At 36.0% G+C, this 12655-nt stretch carries 7 protein-coding genes; all 7 read right to left on the reverse strand.

What is annotated here, in order from left to right; all coding sequences use genetic code 11:
- Positions 1 to 390 precede the first annotated feature (390 nt).
- Positions 391 to 804, reverse strand: coding sequence for a ribonuclease inhibitor (locus KIK00_RS07000; protein ID WP_255815832.1), 414 nt, complete (start codon positions 802 to 804; stop codon positions 391 to 393).
- Positions 785 to 4480, reverse strand: a complete 3696-nt coding sequence (locus KIK00_RS07005; protein ID WP_255815833.1) for a phosphoribosylformylglycinamidine synthase — start codon at positions 4478 to 4480, stop codon at positions 785 to 787. The genes KIK00_RS07000 and KIK00_RS07005 overlap by 20 nt, the downstream gene beginning before the upstream one ends.
- A 189-nt stretch (positions 4481 to 4669) precedes the next feature.
- Positions 4670 to 5641 (reverse strand): WG repeat-containing protein, encoded by a 972-nt coding sequence (locus tag KIK00_RS07010; protein WP_255815834.1) that lies wholly within the window; start codon positions 5639 to 5641, stop codon positions 4670 to 4672.
- 50 nt (positions 5642 to 5691) lie between these two features.
- A complete protein-coding gene (gene purB, locus KIK00_RS07015) occupies positions 5692 to 7119 on the reverse strand; it encodes an adenylosuccinate lyase (RefSeq protein WP_047377647.1) in 1428 nt (475 codons plus the stop codon).
- 376 nt (positions 7120 to 7495) lie between these two features.
- The gene (locus KIK00_RS07020) at positions 7496 to 7636 is read right to left on the reverse strand and encodes a hypothetical protein (RefSeq protein WP_255815835.1); all 141 of its coding nucleotides are present in this window, start codon (positions 7634 to 7636) and stop codon (positions 7496 to 7498) included.
- A gap of 434 nt (positions 7637 to 8070) precedes the next feature.
- Complete coding sequence (locus KIK00_RS07025; protein ID WP_255815836.1) at positions 8071 to 11625, reverse strand: DUF6443 domain-containing protein; 3555 nt, start codon at positions 11623 to 11625, stop codon at positions 8071 to 8073.
- Positions 11626 to 11634: 9 nt separating this feature from the next.
- On the reverse strand, positions 11635 to 12645 hold the full coding sequence (locus KIK00_RS07030) for a hypothetical protein (protein ID WP_255815837.1): 1011 nt from the start codon (positions 12643 to 12645) through the stop codon (positions 11635 to 11637).
- Positions 12646 to 12655: the final 10 nt, after the last annotated feature.

Genomic DNA, 12655 nt, shown 5'->3' on the forward strand with positions numbered 1-12655 from the left:
TCAACTTTTATTGTTTCCTATTTTTGTTCCAGTAAAAATAGGAAGAAAAATTATTGACTGATTATAAAACTGTTGTATTTATAGGATTTTAACGCTGGATCTTACTTTTTGTTTGAACCATTAAGATTTTATAAGGAGTGAAGAATTATTAAGATAACAGCTGAAGCTATTATTAAGAGGAATACCTTATTCATTATTGATGAATCTTAACGTTGCTTAAAAACTTTATTATTCTTAATGGTTAAATATTTATTCTGTTTTTTTCAACGCAAAGATTTTATTGTTATTATGTTGATTCCAGGAAGCAAAGGGAGAATCAACTTGTTGATTTGATGAAGCTGGCTGGAAAGTATTAAGATTTCAAAATTCCCACTCATTACTCATTGCTCATCATTCCAACCTCAGCATAATATTGGTATGTGATTGTATAATTTCCACAAGAATATCAAAAAGAGTCTGTCCTTTTCCTTCTGTTAATTCATTTAATTTTTGCTGGATTAATTCTATGTTGAAAGGTTTTCCCTGTCTGATTTTGTTTTCATAAAATTCGTGGGTAGCAGTAAAACCTAAGTCGTCTTTTGATTTCTGTGATTCTTTCCAGATGATTTCAATTTCTTCTTTATTTTCAAATACTCCGAAGCCTCCATAGAGAATATCATCAAGGCCGTCCAAAGTTCCTACTTTCCAGTCTGCATCTTTCATCAGAACGCTGGAAGCTTCTTCGTAGAAACCTGCTAAAGATGAAAAATGACCGCCATGGATGACGATCATTTTTCTTGTATTATTATTTGAAGTATTCAACACCGTTTTTGAATATGTTGTGATAATTCGCGGTTGGTATATTTTTCATGAGACCTTCAGCAAATCGTTCCGGATGTCCCATTCTTCCGTAGATCTTTCCACATGGACTGGTAACTCCTTCGATTCCGAATAATGAGTTATTTGGGTTGAATGGCATTCCGTGAGCAATGTTTCCATCAAGATCAATGTATTGAGTTGCAATCTGCCCGTTTTCATACAGCTTTTTGATTTCTTCTTCTGAAGCCATGAAACGTCCTTCTCCGTGAGAAATTGGAATAGTGAAGGTCTGACCTTTCATTCCTTTTAACCAAGGGCTTTCGTCATTCACTACTTTTACCGTCACCATCTGAGAGATGTGTCTTCTGATGGCGTTGTGAGCTAGCGTTGGAGAGTTTTCATCCAGATCTTTGATTCTTCCGTAAGGCAGCAACCCAGATTTCACAAGAGCTTGGAACCCGTTACAGATCCCGATGATCATCCCGTCTCTGTCTAACAATTCATGAACTGCATTTTTCATTTTCTCGTTTTTCAAAACGTTAACGATGAATTTTGCAGAACCATCCGGCTCATCACCTGCGGAGAAACCTCCTGAGAATGCCAGAATCTGAGATGTTCTGATCTCTTCTACCCATGCATCAATGCTTTCATCCAGTAACTGGTGATTGATATTGATCAAAGGTAAACTGCTTACTACAGCTCCTTCTTTCTGGAATGCGTTCAGCGTGTCATACTCACAGTTAGTTCCCGGGAATACCGGAGCGAAAACTTTAGGCTGTGCAATTCCGTGTTTTTTAATGATGATATTTCTTGGATGGATTGAGTTTGATTTTTCATCAATTTCAACCGTAATCTTTTCTTTTTCTACAGTTGGGAAAAGGTTCTCAAATGTATTTGTATTAGCCGATACAAGGTCTACGATATTAGATTCAAGACCGTTGATTTTTACAACACCTGAATCTTTCACTTCTCCGATAAGCTGAAGAGCAGCCGAGCTTAATTCCTCTTTTGCTTCAATAATTAAGCTACCGATATTTTTCGCTAATAAAACGTTTTCATCAGCATTGATTTCAGCGCCTAATCTGTTTCCGAAACTCATTTTTGCTAAAGCTACTGCAAGACCTCCTTCTTTTACAGTTTTCACAGAAACAATTTTTCCTGCTTTGATGTTTTCGAAAATGAATTCAAAAACTTCTTTTAAAGCATCATAATTCGGAAGTCCGCTTTCCTGAGCGATATGATTAAAGAAATACAGTTTGTTTCCTGCGTTTTTCAATTCTGGAGAGATGATGTTTTCTTTGTCTCCGTTGGCACATGCAAAAGAAATCAAGGTTGGTGGTACGTTCAGATCCTGGTAAGTTCCACTCATTGAATCTTTCCCTCCAATAGCTGCAAGACCTAAATTGATCTGAGCATCATAAGCTCCTAGAAGTGAAGCTAAAGGTTTACCCCATTTTTCTGGATTCTGTCCTAGTTTTTCGAAGTATTCCTGGAAGCTTAGTCTGATATTTTTATAATCTCCTCCCATCGCTACAATCTTCGCCACACTTTCTACTACGGCGTAAGATGATCCTAACAGTGAGTTTTGTTTTGAGATTTCAGCATCGAATCCCCAGCTTGCTAAAGAAACGGTTTTAATATCTTTTGCCCCTAAAATCGGTAGTGTCTGTACACTTCCTTCCATCAGGGTTTGCTGGTACTTTCCTCCTAAAGGCATTGCTACTGTAGTTGCTCCAATTGAAGAGTCGAACATTTCAAGCAATCCTTTTTGAGAAGCTACGTTTTTGTCTTTTAAGATGTTCAGGAAGTTTTCTGCTGTGAAAGCTTTAGTTTCTTCTTTTACTTCTTCAAGGTGAGTAATTTTCACTTCCTGAGATTTTGAACATCCGTTGGTATCTAAGAAAGCTCTTGAAAGGTCTACAATCTTGTCTCCTTTCCAGAACATCTGCATTCTTCCGGAATCTGTTACTTTTGCTACTTCTACAGCAACAATGTTTTCAGCTTCACAGAATCTGATGAATTTTTCTTTATCCTGAGGATCTACTACTACTGCCATTCTTTCCTGAGATTCAGAAATAGCCAGTTCGGTTCCGTTTAATCCTTCGTATTTTAATGGTAATACATCAAGATTTACTTCTAAAGAGTCTGCAATTTCACCAATTGCCACAGAAACTCCTCCTGCTCCGAAGTCGTTTGATTTTTTGATCAGCTTCGTTACTTCAGGATTTCTGAATAATCTCTGAATTTTACGCTCTTCTACGGCATTCCCTTTCTGAACTTCTGAACTCATCGTGTGGATAGAAGTCTCGTCCTGTTCTTTTGAACTTCCGCTTGCTCCTCCTACTCCGTCACGGCCTGTTGCACCTCCTAAAATAATGATTGAATCACCATTTTCAGGTTTTTCACGTCTTACCCAGTCTACAGGAACAGCTCCGGTAACGAAACCTACTTCCATTCTTTTGGCTTTGTATCCTTCGTCGTAGATCTCAGAAACCATTGTAGTCGCAAGACCGATCTGATTACCGTAAGATGAATATCCGTTAGCAGCCTGTTTTGTAATGGTTTTCTGAGGTAATTTCCCTGGTAATGTTTTGTCAACAGATTCTAAAACGTCTGCGGCACCCGTTAATCTCATTGCCTGGAAAACGAAAGATCTTCCGGATAATGGATCTCTGATAGCACCTCCCAAACAAGTAGAAGCACCTCCGAAAGGTTCAATTTCTGTTGGGTGATTGTGCGTTTCATTTTTGAATAATAAATACCAAGGTTCTTTTTTACCATCGTATTCTGCTTCAATCTGGATGGTACATGCATTGATCTCGTCTGAGATTACAAGGTTATCCAGGTTTCCTGTTTTATGGAAATATTTACCACATACTGTTGCCAGGTCCATTAAGGAAATTGGCTTCAGCTCACGGCCTAAGAATTTTCTTTTTTCGATATAATCATTGAAGATAGTCTCCAAAGTATGTTTGAACTGACCCTCAAACTGAATGTCTGACAATTCTGTTTCGAAAGTCGTATGACGACAATGGTCACTCCAATACGTGTCTAATACTTTTAATTCTGTTTCCGTAGGGTTTCTTTCTTCAGTTTTGAAGTATTCCTGAATGAATTTCAGGTCGTCCAATCCTAATGCAAAACCATGATTGTTATAGAAGCTTTCAAGTTCTGCATCATTGAAATTGATGAAATTTTCGTGAATGATTACTTTTGATGGTGTTTCATCAGCAGGAATGTCCAAAATTGACAAATCTTTTTCCTGAGATTCCACTTTGTTGATCAGAAGATCTTTGATTTTAACCAAATCTGCTTCTGAAACTCCTTCAAATTCGATCAGTTTTCCACTTCTTACTTTTGATTTTTCATTTTCTGTAAGCAATGCGATACACTGCTGTGCAGAATCTGCTCTCTGATCATACTGGCCAGGCAAAAATTCCATTCCGAAATGAATAGCCTTTGCTGGGTTTTCTGTGTGCAAAATATCAGTAACAGGGTCTACGAAAGTGTTGTTCACCACTTTTTCAAATTCTCCGTCATTCAGATTGAAAATATCATACACATTGTATACTTTCACGCTTTGAACCGCCGGAACAACCGCTTTTACTTCATCAAAAATTTTTGGACTTTCAACATCGAAAATTCCTCTTTTTTCTACGAAAATTCTTTTGTTATTAGACATTAGATGTCAGATTTTTAATATTAGATTTATTTTTCTTTTTACTTTTTCTGAATTTAAAGTTCTTTCTTTAAATCCGTCTATATTGGAAATTTTTGAAAGAGATTCTCCCTCCAGCCATTATTCTCTGCAAATTTAACGGAATAAGTCATATCTTCTTCAAATTTGCCCTGTGGAATTTCCAATTTTATTTTATTTGTTGATAAATTTATTCGGATTGTCCTTATGCTCTTTCTGAAAATCTTCTGCGTTTTTTATTTCTGTTTTCAACCAGTTTTCAAAAGGAATCTTCTTTTCATTAAAATCCTCTATCCCATAAAACATTTTTCCATCTTCTGAAACCAGAAACTTGAAACGGTAGAGCATATCCAGGTCCTTCTTTCTGTAATTATAGGTATTTACCTGATAATACGGGAAGTTCTCTTTTGGTCTTTCTACAATTTCAAAAAACAAATTCTTTTCATTTTCAGACAGTTTATTGTAAAAGTTTACATAATAAAGAGCTGAAAGCTTTTTCTCATGCTTTTCAAAAAACTGAAGGATATTCTTCTCTTTTTCATTGTATTGAAATGGATTCGGATAATATTTCCCGTCTATTTCAACATCCTGAGTTGTTGGATTTGCAAGTGACTGAACGGTTTGTCCTTTGATATTCATCACCCCCCATTTACCTCCTACAATGGATCTGTGTTCGTCATTTGTTTTCTCCCAATCGCAGCCGTCACAAAATGCTGCATAACCGTAATTAAATGGTGATGCAAAATCATGCTCAGCTTCAATAACAATCTTACCGTTACGGTCTGCAAATCCTACTTTACCATTTTTAACCAGTCTTCTTAGTCCCTCAGAGAAATAATCCGGTCCATTATCATAAAGGAAAGGTTTGTAAAGGAATGTACCATTTCTGTCATATACATTTCCCCAAGCATTTTTTTCCGGTTTTTCGCCTTCTTTATCTCCATCAAAAAGAATTGTTTCTCCTTCTACGGGATCTCCATCTTTAAGGTATGAAAAGACTTTGAATTGTGCAGGAACGATTATTCTCCCTGCTTTATCTTTTACTCCAACCAGAGAATCTTTGGATTTAAAATAATATAAATCCTTTTTCCCCTGAGAAAAGGAAATGATTGGTGTTAATATAATGGCTAGTAGTAGTTTTTTCATATAATTGGAGTTGGAAATAAAATATGCAGCCCAAAAGACTGCATATTGTTTTATACTTTAAGATCAGCTTCCAATCCTATTAAGTCTTTGTTTTGGTCTATAATCGGCTGTACCTCGTTCTTGACGAATTCTTCAGTCTGGATAGGCGCGAAACCAATAAAGTTTTTAGGATCTAGAACTTCTTTCAGTTTTGATTTGTCTAGTTTTAAAGAATCATCATTTAAGATTCTTTCAATAAGGTCATTTTCTTTTCCTTCTTCTTTCACTTTCTTAGAAGCTTCCATAGAATGAACTCTGATCACCTCGTGGATTTCCTGGCGGTCACCACCTGCTTTCACTTCTTCCATAATAATATATTCTGTTGCCATGAAAGGAAGTTCTTCCATAATATGCTTGTTGATTCTGTTCGGATATACCACAATTCCGTTCATGATGTTGTTCCAGATCAATAGAATAGCATCAACCGCTAAAAATGCCTGAGGAATTGTTAATCTCTTATTGGCAGAGTCATCTAATGTTCTTTCAAACCATTGTGTAGAAGCTACCATTGCAGAACTTGTTGTCAGAGACATTACATATTTTGCCAATGCTCCGATTCTTTCACTTCTCATCGGGTTACGTTTGTAAGCCATTGCAGATGAACCGATCTGGTTTTTCTCGAATGGCTCTTCAATTTCCTTAAGGTTCTGAAGTAAACGTAAGTCGTTTGTGAATTTGTGTGCAGATTGTGCAATATTACCTAATAAAGCAACTACTTTCGCATCAATTTTTCTATCGTAAGTCTGTCCGGAAACTCCGAAAACTTTATCGAAACCAAATCTTTTTGAAAGTTCTTTATCTAAGTGTTTTACTTTAGAATAATCACCGTTGAAAAGTTCAAGGAAACTTGCAGCAGTTCCTGTAGTTCCTTTTACTCCTCTGAAACGAAGTGTCTCAAGGAAGAAATCCAGTTCTTCGATGTCAAGAACCAGACTCTGTAACCAAAGTGTAGCTCTTTTACCAACTGTTGTTAACTGAGCTGGCTGAAAGTGTGTAAATCCTAAAGTTGGAAGGTCTTTGTACTGAATAGCAAAGTCTGCTAAGTTCTTCATTACGTTCACCAACTTTTTCTTTAAGATTAAAAGTCCGTCACGAATCTGAATTAAGTCTGTATTGTCTCCTACAAAAGCTGAAGTAGCTCCCAGGTGGATAATCCCCTTTGCTGAAGGCGCCACATCACCATAAGCGTGAACGTGAGCCATTACATCATGTCGGAATTTTTTTTCGTACTCTGCTGCTTTCTCATAATCGATATTTTCAGCATTAGCTTTTAACTCAGCGATCTGCTCGTCTGTAATTTCAAGTCCAAGGTCTTTTTCGATTTCAGCAAGAGCTATCCAAAGTTTTCTCCAATTCTGGAATTTGTTATTGTGTGAGAAGTTAAATAACATTTCTTCACTGGAGTAGCGCTCTTCCAATGGATTTTTGTAGGAATTCATTCGTTCTTTTACTTTTTAGATGTACAAAAATACGATTTTTCAGTGAGAGAGGAAAATCCTGTTTCCATGATTTTTCAACTATATTTTGATGATTTTCATTTATACTTTTACCTTGAAGCAAAAGTATACAAAAGTTCAAGACGGGAATCATCCGCTAAAAATTTGAATGTACTCCTAAAATTTCCAAACTCGCATGGATCATCTGGTTCTGCTTCGGTTCTAAATACATCCCATGCTCAGACAGTGGAAATTTTTTAACGGATTCCATTCAAATTTTCTTAACGCTACTGATTGCTAAGTAGATTGATAAACAGTACATAAAAATAGGCTGTCCCATTTCTGAGACAGCCTGTTTACATTATTTTCGTGAATCAAATTAATCAATAAGTCCGCATGGTGACCCTACTGCGATACATTTTTTTACAAATGAACACCAGAAGTATCCTGGCAGACACATAGGGATACCTCCCTGAACTGTTTTTAATTCTCTTTTTGAAAGTTTTCTTAAATTTTTCATAGTAACGTTTTTTTGATTTTTCTCCTACTCTATATGCTTTTCGGATTACGCTTTAATTTGGTAATACCAATATACAGATTTTTCGTAAAAACACAGCACACTCATTTTATAGGATTATAATCTTTAACTTTTATTTTTAACCTAAGAAATTTTTTATATAATAAGAATATGGCTGTTGAGATAATACTAAAGCTAATATGAAAAAAATAATCTTAAAAAAAACGTTCCCTTTTCTAAAAATAAATATAAAATAATATACATATGAAAGCAATATTGGCATTAGATATACAATAATTATCATATTTATTGTTGCATCAGTACTATTTCCGACTTTATAAGCATTAATAAATTTATCCAATCCAAAAATATTATAATAGATAATCACAAAGTATATACAATTTATTATAAGAATTGCAAAAAAATGCAATATAAATTTAATCACTAATTTTAGACGTAGACTCCATTGATTGCTTAATGATATCATGAGTTTTATTAATTTGATTATTAATTTGATTATAGTTAAAAGTATGTGCTTTTTGCACTTCTATTAATAAAGATTGATTGATATTAGAATCCAATAAATCTATTGATTCCAACTTAAGAACTTTTACACTTTGTGATGTTGTTACATTCTTTCGGCTATCTAATGATGTATAATCTGAATAATTTTGACGAATAAGAGACGTTTCTAATAAAATTCTATGATCTAATTTATATTTTTCACTCTCAAATGATTCGTTTTTAGGAGTTTGATTTAAGTCCACAATATAATATTCATTTTTATCTACTTTTACTATATAAGGTTTTGCCTTTAATGCCATAAGTTTTTTATATTCAGACTTATTGATTTTTTTTCCATTCTTATTATAATATTGATAAGAAGTTGTTTTTTTTGTCATCATAACAGCCGATTTTTTCTCTAAATCTTCAGATGTCACTAAGTCATCTGTAACATCACCTCCACTAATAGCTTGAAAAAATTTTCTAGCGGTATTGGCACGATCAGTAAAACGTCCTAGGTCTTCACTTCCAGAATCGTTAATTGTTTTTATTTCAAACCCATTTTTAGTTGGGTCTATATTATTAAAAGGACTTCTCCCATCTGGATCAATAAGTCTTATGGGATTATTTAATACATAATTGTATGGAGAATATTGCCTTGATGCCTCTGCAAATGGATCTACAACTCCCCATCTACCAATATCCGGCATATACATTCTTGCGCCGTAATCATACACTCCATTTTCCTGAAGCTCCTTACCATTGTACTTGTATTTATACGCAGGGTTTCCAGCCAATCCATTATACCCCTCATGCTTCAATCCAAACGGGTAATAATTACTCTCTTCAATGATCTCTGTTCCGGCTCCATTTTTAGCATAACTTAATCTAACATTTCCAAGGTGATCAGTATAATTATACACATATTTTCCGGTTTCAACATTAAAATATCCTTCTGCTGTTGGGAAAAACTTCAATACTGAATTAGTATACTGGAAGCCATCCAAATAATCGGTTGTTTCTGTTCCGAAAACCTTTCTTACCTTCGCCCCGTCTGCTCTGTAAATATAATCTGTTACTTTGGAGTTCTGGGTAATCTTTCCAGGTAAATTTAGATAATTATATTGAATGGAAGAAATTCCTTTATCCAATTGAGTGGTCATATTTCCATTGACATCATAAGTAATGGTGCTTCCTGTAATTCCTGATGCTAACGGATATCCACTGATGGCATTTCCAGTTCCGATTTCCTTAAGATAAGACAATTTATTACTTTGTTCTCCATTTTCATAATGGTATTCCAGATTGTCCATTACTTCAGGAGCAGTATATCCCGGAAGCTGTTTCCCTCTTCTTAAAAGGCTTTTTATATTTCCGTTAAGATCATAGGTAAGCTGCTCGTGGTATTCTCCTCTTTCCAAATTCATGGCATCCCAGAAACGTCCTTCCTTAAGTCGGTTAAGGGCATCATATTCGTAGGAGTAATTTCTCAGTACAGCATCATTCTGAGTAATCCAGGACATCTGGGAAATATTTCCATTATATCTTGCTGAACCTGAAAACTGACTGTTTGGACTATTATAACGCAGTTCGTACGCAAAAAGTTTATTCTGCAGATTGGATGGATCATTCACTTTTGTCATCCAGCCTCTGATATTGTAGGCATACTTTATACTTTGCAATGGGCTGCCTGTGGTATTTCCTACGTTTTTCGTCTGCAGCTGCCCCAGATCATTGTAAAGATTTTCTGCCAGAAGCTCTTGAGCCCCTCCGTTTACCTGGTTCCAATGTCTGACTAATCTTTCCTGATGATCATATTCAAAGGTTTCTTTAATATTTACTTTGGTATCACTTGCAGATCTTTTGTGTTCAATAAGGCTATACTCCGGTACTCCTGAAAATTTCAGGAAGCTTTCTGTCTTCGTGTATCCTCCAAGATGGTTTAAAGAATGGGTAGCGATTGATCTTCCTTTCTTATCATAGTAGGTATAAACTTTTGTCCAGCCATCATTTTCAATATTTTTAGTATAAGAAGCCGTTGGAAGGCTTTTAGTACTGACATCTGAATTCTGTGTTGTCTGAGGTAATACTTCCTGCCCTAGAACCGTACTTACCGCTGGCGCTCCCTGAGGATACGTATCATAATAATTGACCGTCAGAAGTTTATCAACTGCTGTAGGATAAGATACATTTCCATATTCAATACTGATTCCATTCAGTGTAAAGCTTCCTCCACGGGCTTCATAGGCATCAACAGATTGGTTATCAATAGTATTCTGTATGGTATTTCTTGGATTGGTATCTCTGGTAATCCCAGTATATACTACTCTTCCGAAACGGTCATATTTGGTAAACATCCATGACTGATCCGCTGAAAAATTGCTAATTCCATTTTTAAGAGCAGTATCACGATACAGAATAACCTGATCTTTTTTATTGTAAACCATTTGCTCCAAACCTTTCCCCGGAAGTTTCTTTTCTACAAGTCTGTTCTTACCATCGTATTTATACTGGTAGCAAAGATGTTCCAGTGCAGAGGCTAAAACTGCTGCTGAAACGGAAGCCAAAGGCGGTATAACAAATGCAAGCTGGTCATATTCATTATAGACATAATAAGTATCTGCATTTTCTGAAGCACTGATTACTTTTCTTACCAGTAAAGTCTGCCCCTTGCCGTTTTTAAATTCTATGGTTTTATTATTATCCTCATCTGTTACTGTATTTTTATACAGCTGGGCATCTCCGTACGTGCCGGATAATAAAAGTTCGGAAGAAGTAGCATTGGCAACCCATGTAGTAACAGTGGTAAATTTTTTAACCTCGCCTGCCACATTGGCTTCGTATCCAAAAACAATAGGTTTGCTCTGCCAGTCGTTACCCGGGCTTTTCTGGTTTAGAATACGGTCAAGCGGAGAATTCTCCAGGGTCTTATGGTTAAAAGGATAAGAATCGTTAATCCCATTAGACTGATAATAGCTATTAGCACTAGCTTCTACTCCGGTCTGAATATTTCCGCTTAATGAAGCCATCGGTACAGGAAGCCAGTTATCCACCTGCCTTCCAAAATTATCATAAGGAATATGGGTTACCAGATCCTTTCCTGTGGGAGTAGATTTAATACTTACTGACTGTTTGGGTCTTCCCAGCCCATCAAAAAACTGAACACTTTGTATCTGTTGCAGGGATCCGTCTGAAACCGCAGTAGGTACCAAATATTGTCTGGTATAGATATAGTTTTCTGTACCTGGAATACTAGACGAATAATTTACAGTGATGGGGGTATAAGTATCACCACTACCTGAGGAAGAACTTCCAATATAAGCCCGAAAGGTTCCATTGACAGAACTAAACTTGAATCCTGGCAGCATACGTATACTTTGGGGATCTGCCACTTCAGTATTGGGAGCAGGAGGAGCGGTTAAAACCACCTGTCCAAAGTGATGAAGACTCCATAGCAACCCAATGCTTATATATATTTTCTTATACATTTTTCTATATTAATGGGTTGTGTTAGATTTCATCATAAGAAACTGCTCTTTCAATTGTTTAATTTCTGAAACAACGTTTTTAAGATCTGAATTCTCTCCTTCTAATTTCTGTATTTTTTCCTGCTGGTCCTTTAACTGTCTCTCCTGTTTAATGGCATACAGAGTAAGTTCTTCAATTTTCTGTAATAATTTAATCTGAAACTCACCAACATTCACCCCTTCTTTTTCCATCACCTTTGCTGACGCAATTTCAGGGAGGTGTTTTTTCTCTTTAATATGTTTTGCAACTTCTTCCAGATTGGGAAGGTCATAGTTTTCTTCAAATACGAAATCAGCAGTTGGAGTTAACGTTACTTTGATCTCTTTAGCTTCCAGCTTACCTTGCAGTAAAGCATTTCCTGTATGAGAAATTTTCATGATTTCAGGCATCGATACTGGTGAATCTATTGCTACTTGCTGGGAGGAGGATGCCAATAATCTGAAACCTTCATTATCAAGCGTAATTGCTGTTTTTACAAAGTTTCCTTCTCCGCTGCTTGAAAGCCATCCTATATTTGCTCCATTTGCTTTTACTCCATAACTCATATAAGAGGAACCAGTGCTTCGTAATGCTCCCCAGTTATTCATGGAACCACTGGCGTAAGGGATGGAAAAAGCATTAATTCCGGTCACAGAATCGCCAGCTCCTGCCATAATAGTTCCGGCTACATGAAGCTTACTTAAAGGACCTACTGTTCCTATTCCCACATATCCGTTATTGTCATTGATAACAAGTTTGGGATTTGTATAATCTCCTTTGGATACAATCCACTGGCTGCCATGCAAATCACCAAAAAACCAACCATTATCCCCATTAAGGTATTGGGTTTGAATCCCACGAATAAATCCTCCATCATTGGTACTTCTTTTTAAATATAATATAGGAGAAGGATTTTGAATAGTTACTTCAGAAAATGCTCCTTGTTGAGCAAAAGATAATTGAGCTGCTAAAATTCCTGCAATGAATATTATTTTTTTCATAATTTAAGTT

Origin of the sequence: Chryseobacterium sp. MA9, from assembly GCF_024399315.1 — a bacterium.
GTDB lineage: Bacteria > Bacteroidota > Bacteroidia > Flavobacteriales > Weeksellaceae > Chryseobacterium.